Genomic DNA, 14,458 nt, shown 5'->3' with positions numbered 1-14,458 from the left:
GCTATGCGTCCCCAATCCAGACGAAAAAGGCCCCGAGCTCGTGTGAGCTCGGGGTTCTTTGTGCCGCACATCTATGAGAGGGAATCGATGCGCACGGGCGCTACTCCATGTAGCCGCCCTGGGATGGCGGAAACCTCGTCAATGGGGCCAGGTTTACATGCGCCAAGTTGGTGCAAAGTAACCTGCCCCCACGCAACAAGGGGTTGGCTAGAGCTCGCAGGCAACCTTGTAGCCATCGCCGATGGCGTCGCGAATGTTGCCGCACTTGTTGGCATCGCCCAGCACGTGGGTGGCAACACCGGCAGCGGCAAGGTCGTCGGCCAACTTGGTATTGGGACGATAGCCCATGGCAAGCACCAGCGTATCGGCATCGTCGATGGTGTGGACCTCGCCGTCCTTCTCGTAGCTGATAGTGTCCTCGGTGATCTCGGTCACCTTGGCCTCGGTCAGCACGTGGACGCCCTTGGAGAGCATGCGCGTGATGAGCACCGCGCGACCGGCACCGCCCTCGTTGGCGGCGAGCGTCTTGGTCATCTCGATGACGGTGACATCGCGGTTGGCCGGCGACAGGTCGTTGACCAACGGGGCCAGGTAATCGGCCGTCTCGCAGCCAACGGTACCGCCGCCCACGATGACGATCTTCTTACCCGGGAAAGCCTTGCCTCCCAGCAGGTCGTCGGCCGTCATAACCTGCTTAAAGCCCTGCATGAAGGCCGGAGCGATGGGCTCGGCGCCATAGGCCAGGACGACCTCGTAGCCGGCGTAGTCGCGCTGAATGTCCTCGGCAGTAAGCTCGGTGCCAAATACGCACTTCACGCCCGCCTCAGCAAGACGGCGATACTGATACTTGATCACACGGGTGAGTTCCTGCTTTGCCGGCGGAACGGCTGCGATACGCATCTCGCCGCCCGGTTCGTCCTGCTTGTCCACGAGCACCACGTTGTGGCCGCGCTTGGCGGCAATGAACGCCGCCTCCATGCCCGCAGGACCAGCGCCCACAACGAGCACGTTCTTGGCCTCGGCGGCAGGCTCGTAGCCAGCCTCGTCGCGCTCCACGTCCGGATTAACGGTGCAGGAGATGCGTTTGCCAAACATAATGCCGTTCAGGCAGCGCAGGCAGCCAATGCAGGGGCGAATATCGTCGGCGTTGCCGGCAGCGGCCTTGTTGCAGAACTCGGCATCACACAGATTGGCGCGGCCCATCATGCAGATGTCGGCGGCACCGTCCTCAATCAGCTCCTCGGCGATCCAGGCCTCGTTGATACGTCCGACGGTGGCGACGGGAATGTTGACGTGCTTCTTGATCTCGCGCGAGCAGGCGGCGTGCGAGGCCTGCTGCGTGCCGGCGGCGGGAATCGCAGAGCCGCGCTTGATGGTGGTGCCGCCCGACACATGAATCATGTCGACGCCGGCCTTCTCCAGGCGACGCGAGACGTAGATCATGTCGTTGAGGGTCAGACCGCCATCGGTGTACTCATCGCCCGAAATGCGGACGTCGATGATAAAGTCCTTGCCGCAGCGCTCACGAATCTCGGCGATGACCTCGAGCAAGAAGCGCATGCGGGCGTCGAGCGAGCCGCCGTACTCGTCGGTGCGCTTGTTGTAGAGCGGAGTCAAAAAGCCGCCGAGCATGCCGTGGGCGTGCGCCGCATGGACCTCGACGCCATCGACGCCAGCCTTCTGCATACGCACGGCAGCGTCGCCAAACTGATGCGTGAGCTCGTGAATCTCATCGACCGTGATAGGACGCGGTGCCTCGCGGGCATAGGACGGTCCCACGAAGGACGGAGCGATCAGGCGCGGCGTGCCCGGAATGTTAAAGGCCATGTAGGCGGGGTGAAAGAGCTGCGGCATGATCTTGCAGCCATACTCATGCACGGCGGCGGCGAGCTTTTCCCAGCCAGGGATAAACGTGTCGTCGTAGCAGCACATGTCACCCGGCAGATAGGTATAGGTGGGCTCGACCGTCACGACCTCGGTAATGATGAGGCCCACGCCGCCCTTGGCGCGGGCACGGTAATGATCGACCAAGTCGTCGGTCACATAGCCATGATCGGCCAGGTTGGTGGACACCGGCGGCATAAAGACGCGGTTCTTGACCTCGGTCGTACCGACCTTGATCGGACTAAAGAGCATCGGGTAGGCGGAGGACTCCATACAGGGTTCCTTTCATTTGAGCCGCTCGGCGGCAATTGCTGACTTATCTATCATACCAGCAACCACACGGTACCCGACCGCACGCACTCCCCCAGTCTCTGCTCAACCCCCAAAAAGTTGCGGTGGAATACGGAGTAGATAAGGCCTTTGATAGCCAAGACAGTCCGTATTTCACCGCAACTGATGGGCGGAGTGGAATTGAGGGCTCAGATAGTCAGTCATGCCCTCATCCGCCGCTCCTTCACCTACAGCACGCCGTCCAGCATAAGGTTCACCTTGAGCACGTTGACCGTGGGCTCGCCGAACACGCCGAGGAAACGACCCTTGGTGCACGCGGCGATGATGTCGTGCACCTCGTCCTCACTTTTGCCCGTGGCTTTGGCAAGGCGCGGGACCTGGTACTCGGCGGCATCCGGAGAGATCTCCGGGTCGAGGCCGGACCCCGAACACGTCACCAGGTCGACGGGCACAGCGTCCATATCGGCATCGGGATTGGCGGCGCGAATCTTCTTCACGCGCGCATCTATCAGCTGCCGATACTCCTCACTCGCCGGGGACAGGTTGGACGGGGCACCATACGCCATGAGTTCGCCGTCTTCGCCTTCGACAATTGACACGTTCTGGATACGACCCCACATGTGGGCTTCATCATCGAAGTTCTGGCCGATGAGCTCGGAACCCACAACCTTGCCGTCGACCGTAATAAGCGATCCGTTCGCCTGGTACGGAAACGCAAGCTGCGCGACGCCGGTCACCACGAGCGTGTATCCCAGGCCGCAGACGATGGTAAACAGCGCGAACACGCCAAGTGCGCGCGATGCGATACCTTTGAACATACAAACCTCCGTCTACATCATGCCAATGCCGAACAAGGCCAGCAGCATGTCGATAATCTTGATGAATACGAACGGCGCCACGATACCGCCCAGACCCCACACCAGCAGGTTGTGGGTCAGCAGCTGGCCGGACGAAAGCTCGCGGTACTTCACGCCTTTCAGGGCGGCAGGAATCAGCGCGACGATGACCAGCGCGTTGTAGATAATGGCGGACAGCACGGCAGTCAACGGGCTGGTGAGCCCCAGGATGTTGAGGGCGTCCAACCCGGGGTAGATCGGCGAGAATAGCGCCGGGATAATGGCGAAATACTTGGCGACGTCGTTGGCGACCGAGAAGGTCGTGAGCGAGCCGCGGGTCATGAGCAGTTGCTTGCCGATACGCACGATATCGATGAGCTTGGTGGGGCTGGAGTCGAGGTCGACCATGTTGCCGGCCTCCTTGGCAGCCTGGGTTCCCGTGTTCATGGCCACGGCGACATCCGCCTGCGCCAGCGCCGGCGCGTCGTTGGTGCCGTCGCCGGTCATCGCGACCAGATGGCCCTCATGCTGGAACGCGCGGATCTTCTCGAGCTTGCCCTCGGGGGTGGCCTCGGCCAGGAAGTCGTCCACGCCCGCCTCGGCTGCGATGGCGGCGGCCGTCAGCGGATTATCACCCGTCACCATGGTGGTCTTGATACCCATGCGGCGCAGGTCGGCGAACTTCTCCTTCACGCCGGACTTGATGATGTCCCTAAGGTAGACGACGCCCAGCACACGTCGGTCCTTTGCCACGACCAACGGGGTGCCGCCCACCTTCGCAATGCGTTCGACGGCCTCGTCGCACTCCTTCGAAAACACTCCTCCGGCAGCCTCCACATAAGCGCGAACGGAATCGGCCGCACCCTTGCGAATCTCGCTGTCGGCGTAGTTCACACCGGACATGCGGGTCGCCGCGGTGAAGGGGATGAACTCCATGCCCTTATCCTCGAGTGTGCGGCCGCGCAGCCCAAACTGCTCCTTGGCGAGCACGACGATGGAGCGGCCCTCGGGGGTCTCATCCGCCAGAGAGGACAGCTGCGCGGCATCGGCGAGTTCTGCCGGATCGACACCGTCGACCGGAATGAACTCAGCGGCCTGGCGGTTGCCCAAGGTGATGGTACCGGTCTTATCGAGCATGAGGATGTCGACGTCGCCGGCGGCCTCGATGGCGCGGCCGGACATGGCCAGCACGTTGGCCTCGTTCAGACGGCTCATGCCGGCGATGCCGATGGCGGAAAGAAGGGCGCCGATGGTAGTGGGAGCCAGGCACACGAGCAGCGCCACGAGCGTGGTCACGGCCGTGGGGTTGTCCATGTCGTTAAGACCGACCGAGAAGCAGGAGTAACAATACAGGGCCAGCGTGACCAGGATAAAGACGATGGAGAGGGCCACCAGGAAGATCTCCAGAGCGATCTCGTTAGGGGTCTTCTTGCGCGCGGCACCCTCGACCATCGCGATCATCTTGTCCAGGAAGCTCTGGCCGGGCTCACTGGAGATCTTGACGATGATCCAGTCGGACAGCACCGTGGTACCGCCGGTAACGGCAGAGCGATCGCCGCCGGCCTCGCGGACCACGGGGGCGGACTCGCCGGTGATGGCGGACTCGTCAACGGAGGCAGCGCCCTCGATGACGTCGCCATCGCCGGGAATCTGCTCGCCGGCGCGTACGATCACCAGGTCGCCGCGCGTAAGCTCGGTGCCGGGAACGACGGTGAAGTGCTCCTTGTCCTCAACGGACTCGATGCGATGGGCCTCGACATCCTTCTTGGCCGCACGCAGGGAATCGGCCTGAGCCTTACCGCGGCCCTCGGCAAGCGCCTCGGCGAAGTTCGAGAACAGGTCTGTGAGCCACAGGATGACCGCGATGGCGACCACATAGTAGGTGGGCACACCCGCGTCCTGCACACCGAAGATGGAAGCGACGGCCAGGACGGAGGTCATGCCGGCGGAAAGCCACACCAGGAACATGACCGGGTTTTGAATCTGGACGCGAGGATCCAACTTGGCAAACGAGTCGCGGACCGCGCGGCCCATCATGTCTTTTTGCATAGCCATAAATCTGCGCCCTCCTTTACGCAATCATCTGGAAGAACTCGGCAACGGGGCCAAGCGCCAGGGCCGGGAAGAAGCTCAGGGCACCGATCAGCAGAACGATGAACACGAGCAGGAATACGAACATGCCGTTGGTGGTAGACAGGGTACCGGCGCTCTCGGCGACCTTGCCCTTCTTGGCCAGCGAGCCGGCGATAGCCAGCGTACCGATGATGGGCATGAAGCGAGCGAACAGCATCTCGAGGCCGAGCATGACGTTGATCCAGGGAATGTTGCAGTTCATGCCTGCAAACGCCGAGCCGTTGTTGCCGCCGCATGAGGTGAAGGCATACAGCGCCTCGGAGAAGCCGTGCGCGCCACCATTGTTGAGCTGGTCGGCAAGACCGGGCACCATGCAGGCGATGGCCGAGCACACCAGAATGGCAAACGGAGTTGCCAAGCACAGGACAACTGCCCAGCGCATCTCGCCCGGCTCGATCTTCTTGCCCAGGAACTCAGGCGTGCGTCCGACCATGAGGCCGGCGATGAACACTGTGAGGATGGCGAAGCCGATCATGCCGTACAGGCCGCAGCCCACGCCGCCGAAGACGACCTCGCCCAGAGCAATCTGGAGCATCTGGACAAAACCGCCCAGCGGGGTGTAGGAGTCGTGCATGGAGTTAACCGAGCCGTTGGAAGCAGCCGTCGTGAAAGCGGACCAGGTAGAAGAGGAGGCGATACCGAAACGGCTCTCCTTGCCCTCCATGTTGCCGCCGGCCTGGCCGTCGGTCATCTCGATATTGACCGCTCCGCCATCGGCCAGCTGCGGGGTGCCCGCATGCTCGTTGACGGCGATGATGCCGGTGAAGATCACCAGCAGGATGAACATGGCGGCAAAGATGGCCTTGCCCTGCTTGGTGTTCTTGACGCCGATACCGAAGGCGAAGCAACAGGCGGCCGGGATCAGCAGCAGGCTGGTCATCTCGATGATGTTGGTGAAGGCACTGGGGTTCTCATACGGATGGGCGGAGTTCACGCCGAAGAAGCCGCCGCCGTTGGTGCCGGACTGCTTGATGGCGACCTGAGGAGCCGCGGGACCCTGGGGCAGGAACTGCTCGGTGACCACGCGCGCGCCCTCGACAACCTTGCCGTCGACCTTGACCGTGTCGCCCTCAATCTGGGCGCCGTCGATGACGCTCCAGCCGCCGTCTGCATTAGGCTGAACAGCGACGGGTTCTACGAGCTCAGCCTTCTGAGCCGGCTGGAAGTTGGAGATGACGCCACCGGCAGCCAGGCAGATGCCGAACACGAGGTTCAGCGGGATGAGCACATACAGGACGGTGCGGGTGAGGTCGACCCAGAAGGAACCCAGACCCTGCTCCTTGACCTGACGGAAGCCGCGGATCAGCGCGAACATGACCGCGATACCGGTGCCAGCGGAAACGAAGTTCTGCACAGTGAGACCCATGAACTGCACAAGGTAGGACAGGGTGGTCTCACCGGAGTAGGACTGCCAGTTGGTGTTGGTTATGAAGGAAGCAGCCGTATTGAACGACAGGTCCCATGACACACCCGGCAGGTGCTGGGGATTGCCTGGCAAGAAGGACTGAAGCGCCTGGAGTGCCACAAGAGTCACGAGGCCGATCCCCGAAAAGACCAGCACGCTCGCCAGATAGCGCCTACACCCCATCTGTTCTGCCGCGTCGATGCGAAGCAGACGATAGACGCCACGCTCCACAGGAGCAATCACAGGCGACAGGAACGTATGCTCACCATCCATGATATGGGCCATGAACCGACCGAGCGGAACGGCCAGGACGACGAGTACGGCAAAGTACAAGATGTACTGAATCGCAGCGTCCATAGTTTACGAATCACTCCTCATCAGAATGTAGATGTAATAGATAAGAAGTCCAATGCAGACGACTCCGATGATGGGAATGAGGATGTCCATTTACCGCCCCTTTCACACGCGGTCCGATGTCTCGGACGCCTGCCCTCGCAAGCGTCTGGGGACAGTAAACGCTTCTAGGGATTAAAGAGGCGTGAGGGCCGGGGCTCACATCCTTAAGATGCCGTAAAGATGCAGGTAGAAAGCACTATTGCAGCTGCAGTGCGCCTATACTCGACCTCGCGAGCATACAGTGGTGTCTTCACCGCGTATGCACGCATGGACAACGCTTCAGAAAGGCTACGCTATGCAGCGCGACGCATCGGACACTCGCGTCAATCCAGACCTCATCCTCAAGGCAATTGAGAAAGACGAGGTCGCCGATGACACTCGAACCAGCCGGGGACACCTCAAAATTTTCTTTGGCTACGCTGCTGGCACAGGCAAAACCTACGCGATGCTTCAAGCCGCCCACGCCGCCAAGCGGCGAGGTGTCGACGTCGTCGCGGGATACATCGAGCCGCACGAACGTCCGGCAACTGCCCATCTTGCACAAGGGCTTGAGAACGTGCCCTGTAAACTCATCGAGCACAACGGCATTGCGCTCAGCGAGTTCGATCTAGATGCGGCTATCGAACGCGCCCCTCAGCTCATCCTTGTCGACGAGCTCGCCCATACGAATGCGCCGGGGTCTCGCCACGACAAACGCTATCGAGACGTCGAGGAACTTCTACATGCGGGCATCGACGTCTATACGACCGTGAACGTTCAGCATATCGAGAGCCTAAACGACATGGTTGCATCCATCACCGGCGTTGTCGTGAGCGAACGAATCCCCGACCGTATCTTCGATGATGCCGACCAGGTCGAGCTCGTCGACATAGAGCCCGAAGACCTACTTGAGCGCCTTCGCGCCGGCCTCGTCTACCGTCCCGCACAAGCCGACCGAGCGCAACAGCATTTTTTTACCGTCGAGAACCTCACCGCACTCCGAGAAATCGCGCTGCGCCGCTGCGCCGATCGCACCGGTCACCTCACAGACGCCGCACGCGTGCTGGGAAACCGTGACTACTACACCAGGGAGCGTATCTTAGTCTGTGTCTCCCCGGCGCCGACCAATCCCCGCATCGTCCGTGCCGCCGCACGCATGGCGAAAGCGTTTCGCAGCGAGCTCGTCGCCCTGTTCGTAGAGAGCCCGCGCACGCAAGCCATGAGCGATGATGAGCGCGCCAAGCTTGCAGCCAATATCGCCCTAGCCGAGCAGCTCGGAGCACATATGGAAACCGTCTATGGCGACGACATCGCGTTTCAGATCTCCGAGTTCGCGCGCCTGTCGGGTATTTCGAAGATCGTCATGGGGCGCACGGGCGAGCGCAGCAGCGTCCGTCAGGCCCTCTTCGGCCGCAAATCTCTCGTAGAACAGCTCATAACATTCGCCCCGAACCTCGACATTTACATCATTCCAGACCAGTCGACTCCGCCCTCCCGACCCAAAGGACGCCGCCATGCGCTCGCCCTGCAGCCGCCCAGCAGCCGAAACGTGCTTCGCACGCTGGCCCTCTCTCTTGTCGCCACGGCGATCGGCACGGCTTTCCGCCATCTGGGATTTGCCGATTCCAGCATCATATCCCTCTATATCCTCACGGCCCTGCTGACCGCCGTCACCACGACGGGGCGTATCTGCACGATCGTATCGAGCGTGCTCTCTGTAGTGCTTTACAACTTCTGCTTCGTCACGCCCCTGTTTTCGCTCGCCAGCTACGACCGGAGCTATCTGGTCACGTTCGGCATCATGTTCGCTACCGCTATGGTCGCCGGCGAGTTAACTGCGCGCATCGCCGACAACGCCCGTACCTCCGCCGAGAACGCATTCAAAACGCGTGTACTCCTCGAAACGAACCAGCTCTTGCAGCAAGCCCATAGCGCGGAGGAGTGCGCCCGCGTCGCCATGAACCAACTCATCAAACTGCTAAAACTCGACGTGGTCTTCTACCCCGCCGAACACGGCACGCTCGTCAAGGCGCTCTATGAGTCCGCTGGCACCGAAAACCGATCCGCGTCGCTGCTCACCGACTACGAGCGCGCCGTTGCAACCTGGACCTACACCAACAACAAGCGCGCGGGCGCAAGCACGCGGACCCTGCCTGAGGCGCGCTGTCTCTACCTCGCGGTTCGCACCGGCGACAAGGTATTCGGTGTCATCGGCATCGCCCTGGAGGAGCGCGAGATCGAAGCCTTCGAGCATTCGATCGTCCTATCTATCGTAGGTGAATGCGCCTTGGCGCTCGAAAGCGACCGGGCGGCGCAAGAGCGCGAAGAGGCTGCGGTCTTGGCGAAAAATGAGCAGCTGCGCGCCAACCTTTTGCGCTCCATCGGCCACGATTTGAGGACACCCCTCACGGCCATATCCGGATCTGCGGCAATCCTTCGGAAGAGCGACGAGAAGCTCAGCCTCGAACAACGCTGCGATCTTGCCGATGCCATCTACGACGACTCCCTCTGGCTTATCGATACCGTGGAGAACCTCCTCGCCATCACACGCGTCGAGGACGGCACCATTCGCCTCAACCTCACATCTGAGCTCATCGACGAGGTCATCGAGGCCGCCCTCAGCCATGTCGCCCAAGCATCGCATGGACGTGCCGTCACCATCGAGCACACTGACGACATCCTGCTGGTACGCATCGACGTCCATCTCATCATGCAGGTGCTTACGAATCTCATCATGAACGCCTTCAAATACACGCCCGAGGACTCGACTGTCACCATCGGCGCACGTCGCGAGGGCGCGTTCGTCGTGGTGGACGTCGCAGACGATGGGCCGGGTGTGGCAGACTGCGACAAGCCTCATATCTTTGAGCGCTTCTTCACCTCAAGCAATACGCGGCCCGTGGATTCGCGCCGAAGCATCGGCCTTGGGCTGTCGCTCTGCCGCTCCATCGTGGAGGCGCATGGCGGCGTCATCGAGGTTCGCGACAACCACCCCCATGGGGCCGTCTTCCGTTTTACCCTGCCCGCCGAGGAGATCGAGATTCATGAATAATGCCGCTAAGCCACGCATCCTCCTGGTCGAAGATGACCTGACCGTTCAAAACCTCGTTTCGACCGCGCTTGACCTCCACGGCTATGTCGTGAGCAAGGTTTGCAACGGCCAGGCCGCCATCATGGATGCGGTGTCGCACGGCCCCAGCCTCATCATGCTCGACCTCGGCCTTCCCGACATTGACGGTATCGAGGTCATCACGAAGATCCGAAGCTGGTCGGCAGTCCCCATTATCGTCATTTCGGCGCGCACCGAAGATTCCGACAAGATTGCAGCACTTGACGCAGGGGCAGACGACTACCTCACCAAGCCCTTTTCTGTGGATGAGTTGCTCGCGCGCGTCCGTGCGAATTTGAGGCGCTCCTCGATGGCGTCGAACGAGTCGACAGAAGCAAGCACGTTCGACAACGGTCCGCTGCATATCGACTACGCCGCGGGATACGCGACGAAAGACGGACGCGAGCTCTCGCTTACCCCGACCGAGTACAAATTGCTCGTCCTTCTGGCGAAAAACGTCGACAAGGTGCTCACCCACACCTTCATCACCCGTGAGATATGGGGCACGAGCTGGGACAGCGATCTGGCGAGTCTGCGCGTGTTCATGCGCACCCTGCGCAAGAAGATCGAGGCAGACCCCTCTCACCCCAAGATGATTCAGACGCACATGGGTGTCGGGTACCGCATGCAGCGTCTCTAGCCCACCCCACAAAAAGTTGCGGTGGAATACGGAGTAGATAAGGCCTTTGACAGCCAAAACAGTCCGTATTTCACCGCACCTGATTTAACGATACCCAAAAATACTCTTCAGCTCGCCTCGCTCGCGTCCAAATGCGCAAGGTGCCCCGCGAACGAATGCCCGCGGGGCACTTGGATGTCTGGGCCCTACTTGATACCGCGGCCCAGGTCCTCAGCGATTTTGTCCACGCCCTTAAGTGCGGCGCATGTCTTTTTGTTGGAGCAATGCCCCGTGCAAACGCCACCCTGAGCGCAGTCGGCGCAGGTGCCCTTGCGGTAGATGCGCACGCACACGGCAACAAACGCAATACCGATAACAGCCAGTACAACAATATCGATAGGTGCCATAGGAAGCCTCCTCTAGTTAACCACCACTTACTTTACCCCATTCTCCACCTACCAAATAGGGACAGGTTTATTTTGGTCGGTTTTATCTGAGGAAACGCCACATCTCCCCCACCAAAAAGCCCGAGTGTCGCTGGGACACCCGGGCTCGTGGAAAGGGGTTAATCCTTATTCGGACTTAGGCGGAAACCGCGGCAGAAGCGGTGTTGGCCTCGTCCTCGTCCGTCCAAGCATGCTTGGGCATGGGGCGGAAGATCTGGAAGAGCATCGCAACCAGCAGCACGATGGCCACAATCGTCCAGATACCAAACTGTCCAAGAACGAACAGGTTGTAGAACTGGTTGATGAACAGGCCGATCACCCAAGCGAAGGCGCACTCGTAACCGATGGCGATCGCAGTCCACTTGCCGGAATCCATCTGGTTGCGGATGGTGCCCATGGCAGCGAAGCAGGGGGCGCACAGCAGGTTGAAGGCACCGAAGGCCACGCAAGCGCCCATGGTCGGGAACATACCGGCAAATGCGGTCCACAGGCTCGGGTCAGTCTCGGCGGCGTCGGCAACGGAGAGCAGCGAACCGGCGGTGGCGACGACGTTCTCCTTGGCGACGAGACCAGAGACGGTCAGCGCGGTTGCCTGCCAGGTGCTAAAGCCGAGCGGGGCGAAAATCCAAGCGACCAGGTTGCCGAGCATGGCAAGCACGGAGTAGTCCATAAACTCCTCGGGGATGCCGTCCATCGCAGGCAGGAAGCCAAAGGAACCGTTATAGCTACCAAAGTTGGAGAGGAACCAAACGACGACGGTGGACGCGAAGATGACCGTGCCGGCCTTCTTGATAAAGGCCCAGCAGCGCTCCCACACGTGCAGCGCCCAGGAACGGATCGCCGGGAAGTGGTAGGCAGGAAGCTCCATGACAAACGGGGTCGGACGGCCGGCGAAGAGCTTGGTCTTCTTGAGCATGAGGCCCGAACCGATGACGGCGAAAACGCCCAGGAAGTAGAAGAGCGGGCTGATCCACGCGGCGGTGGTGGAAGAATCGCCGATGATGGAACCCATGAGCAGGGCGATGATCGGCAGCTTAGCGCCACAGGGAATGAACGTGGTGGTCATGACCGTCATGCGGCGGTCCTTCTCGTTCTCGATGGTCTTGGTGGCCATGACGCCGGGGACGCCGCAGCCCGAGGACACGAGCATGGGGATAAAGGACTTACCGGACAGGCCAAAGCGGCGGAACACGCGGTCCATGATGAAGGCGACGCGGGCCATGTAGCCGCAGTCCTCCAAGAAGGACAGCATGACGAACAGCAGGAACATCTGCGGGACGAAGCCGAAGATGGCGCCCAGGCCGCCGACGATACCGTCACAGACGAGCGAATCGACCAGGCCACCGTCCTCGGTGCCGCCCGCCACAAGGGCATCGTGCACCACGGTGGTGATACCCGGAACATAGGGGCCGTACTGTGCCGGGTCGACCGAATCGGCGTCGTCGCCCGCAGCCTCGACAGCTGCGTCGTAGGCGTCGCGACCCTGGCCGAGCACATACCAGCCGTCGGTGCCGAAGAGCTGGTCATTGGTGAAGTCGGTCACCGTGCCGCCCAGGGTGGAAACGGCGATGTAGTATACGCAGAACATGATGACGACAAAGATCGGCAGGCCCAGGATACGGTTGGTAACCACGCGGTCGATCTTCTCGGAGGTGCTCATCTTGGCAGGAGCCTTGGTCATGCACTCGTCGATAATGTGCGCGATGACGCCATAGCGCTCGCCGGTGATGATGGACTCGGCATCGTCGTCGCAATCCTGCTCGCACTGGGCGACCAGCTCCTCCACGCGAGCGGCCCTCTCCTTGGTGAGGTTGATGAGCTTGCAGGCGTCCGCATCGCGCTCGAACAGCTTGACGGCGTAATAGCGGCGCTTGTTGGCGGGAACGCTCGCCGGCAGGTTGTTCTCGATGTGCGTCAGGACATCCTCGATGGAGGAGTCGAACTTGTGCTCCGGCACCTGGCCCTTGGAGGCAGCGGACTTCTTAACCTGCTCGAACAGCTCCGTGATGCCCTTGTTCTTAAGAGCGGAGATCATCATGACCGGGCAGCCGAGCTTCTTGGAGAGCTTGTCCGTGTCGATCTTGTCGCCGTTCTTCTCGACCAAGTCGGCCATGTTGAGGGCGACGACCACGGGCAGGCCGGTCTCGATAACCTGAAGCGCCAGGTACAGGTTGCGCTCGAGGTTGGTGGCGTCGACAACCTGGACGACAACATCGGGCTCGCCGCTCATGAGGTAGTCGCGCGAGCACTGCTCCTCGGGGCTGTAGGGGGAAAGCGAGTAGATGCCAGGGAGGTCCGTGATGGTAACGTTCTTGTCGCTTAGGAGCTTGGCCTCCTTTTTCTCAACCGTGACGCCGGGCCAGTTGCCAACGTAGCCGTTGGCGCCGGTGATCAGGTTGAAAAGCGTGGTCTTGCCGCAGTTGGGGTTACCCGCCAGCGCGACATGGATCTGAGAATCCGCCATTCAATCCTTCTTCCTTGTGTGCCTGCGCTGCTTTCTCCGCGCAGGCTGGATAATGTGCTTCAAAGTTGCTGCATTAAGTTAGAAATACCTAACTTTACCTGCAGAAATATACGCCGCGAGCCCTTACTGGACCTCGACGACGGCCGCCTCCTCCTTGCGGATGGAAAGCTCGTAGCCGCGTACGTTGATCTCGACCGGATCACCGAGCGGTGCAACCTTCACAACCTTGAACGAAGTGCCCTTGATGAGCCCCAGGTCCATAAGGTGGCGGCGAAGCGCGCCCTCACCGTGAAGCTTGACGATGGTGGAGCTCTCGCCCACCTTAACGTCACCCAACGTCTTCATTTACTTGTCCCCCTTTCAGTACTTGCAAAAATACCGTCGTCTAGGCGACGGTCATGATGTGCATGGCCACTTTGGAATCGATACCAAAGCGGGCACCCAGCACGGTAACGATGATGTTGGCGCCACTCGAGCTCACCACGTGGATTTCGTTGCCCTCGACAAAGCCGAGGTCCTTGAGGTGGTGCTTCATATCCTCATTGCCCTTTACACGAGACACGCGCACGGTTTCGCCCGCTTTTACCATCGAAAGCGGCATTGCCGGCATCTGCGGTCCGCAAGACATGAGTGGCTCCTAACGTCAGTTCGTCCTCAACATCGACGCGGTAAAAGTTAACCACGCCTATGTTCGCTATAGTAAACTAACACGTGGTTAACTTTTTGGAAAGGGTCCCCATTCAGATTTCGAAAAAGTTTCCTATACGAAACAAAAGAGGCACCGCAAAGACCATCTCTTTGCGGTGCCTTTTGATACCAATCAAAACCACCCCTAAAAGGGGTGGTTTGCTCTTAGGGTATAACCCTTGGATTTCCGGCACGCGTCTAAAGGCGCC

Annotated in this window: 10 protein-coding genes; 2 read left to right on the top strand and 8 right to left on the bottom strand. The window is 60.6% G+C overall.

Features of this window, described 5'->3' with window-relative positions; genetic code table 11:
• Positions 1-207: 207 nt before the first annotated feature.
• From I2H19_RS05295 to kdpA, 4 genes are all read right to left on the bottom strand, one after another.
• Entirely contained in the window at positions 208-2,157 is a 1,950-nt protein-coding gene (locus I2H19_RS05295) for an NAD(P)/FAD-dependent oxidoreductase (protein ID WP_195621789.1), read from the bottom strand.
• Between the two features lie 245 nt (positions 2,158-2,402).
• Positions 2,403-2,993: a potassium-transporting ATPase subunit KdpC gene (kdpC, locus tag I2H19_RS05290; protein WP_195621788.1), complete on the bottom strand. Its 591-nt coding sequence runs from the start codon at positions 2,991-2,993 to the stop codon at positions 2,403-2,405.
• A 12-nt stretch (positions 2,994-3,005) separates the two neighbouring features.
• Positions 3,006-5,066: a potassium-transporting ATPase subunit KdpB gene (gene kdpB, locus I2H19_RS05285; RefSeq protein ID WP_195621787.1), complete on the bottom strand. Its 2,061-nt coding sequence runs from the start codon at positions 5,064-5,066 to the stop codon at positions 3,006-3,008.
• 16 nt (positions 5,067-5,082) lie between these two features.
• The gene (kdpA, locus tag I2H19_RS05280; RefSeq protein WP_195246057.1) at positions 5,083-6,906 is read right to left on the bottom strand and encodes a potassium-transporting ATPase subunit KdpA; all 1,824 of its coding nucleotides are present in this window, start codon (positions 6,904-6,906) and stop codon (positions 5,083-5,085) included.
• A 334-nt stretch (positions 6,907-7,240) separates the two neighbouring features.
• Here kdpA and I2H19_RS05275 point away from each other — a divergent pair, with 334 nt between their 5' ends.
• Together I2H19_RS05275 and I2H19_RS05270 are read left to right on the top strand one after the other, a co-directional pair.
• The gene (locus I2H19_RS05275; RefSeq protein WP_195621786.1) at positions 7,241-9,976 is read left to right on the top strand and encodes a sensor histidine kinase; all 2,736 of its coding nucleotides are present in this window, start codon (positions 7,241-7,243) and stop codon (positions 9,974-9,976) included.
• The gene (locus tag I2H19_RS05270) at positions 9,969-10,673 is read left to right on the top strand and encodes a response regulator transcription factor (protein WP_195621785.1); all 705 of its coding nucleotides are present in this window, start codon (positions 9,969-9,971) and stop codon (positions 10,671-10,673) included. The genes I2H19_RS05275 and I2H19_RS05270 overlap by 8 nt, the downstream gene beginning before the upstream one ends.
• Before the next feature lie 185 nt (positions 10,674-10,858).
• Here the strand turns inward: I2H19_RS05270 and I2H19_RS05265 are convergent, their stop codons facing one another.
• The 4 genes from I2H19_RS05265 to I2H19_RS05250 form a co-directional block, all read right to left on the bottom strand.
• The gene (locus I2H19_RS05265; protein WP_035136858.1) at positions 10,859-11,059 is read right to left on the bottom strand and encodes a hypothetical protein; all 201 of its coding nucleotides are present in this window, start codon (positions 11,057-11,059) and stop codon (positions 10,859-10,861) included.
• A 175-nt stretch (positions 11,060-11,234) separates the two neighbouring features.
• Entirely contained in the window at positions 11,235-13,562 is a 2,328-nt protein-coding gene (gene feoB, locus I2H19_RS05260; RefSeq protein ID WP_195621783.1) for a ferrous iron transporter B, read from the bottom strand.
• 123 nt (positions 13,563-13,685) lie between these two features.
• Complete coding sequence (locus tag I2H19_RS05255; RefSeq protein WP_006234774.1) at positions 13,686-13,907, bottom strand: FeoA family protein; 222 nt, start codon at positions 13,905-13,907, stop codon at positions 13,686-13,688.
• Between the two features lie 40 nt (positions 13,908-13,947).
• Entirely contained in the window at positions 13,948-14,190 is a 243-nt protein-coding gene (locus tag I2H19_RS05250) for a FeoA family protein (protein WP_229089794.1), read from the bottom strand.
• Between the last annotated feature and the right edge of the window lie 268 nt (positions 14,191-14,458).

This window comes from Collinsella aerofaciens (assembly GCF_015560135.1).
Classification (GTDB): domain Bacteria; phylum Actinomycetota; class Coriobacteriia; order Coriobacteriales; family Coriobacteriaceae; genus Collinsella; species Collinsella aerofaciens_AN.
This window is presented reverse-complemented; position numbering and strand designations above follow the sequence as displayed.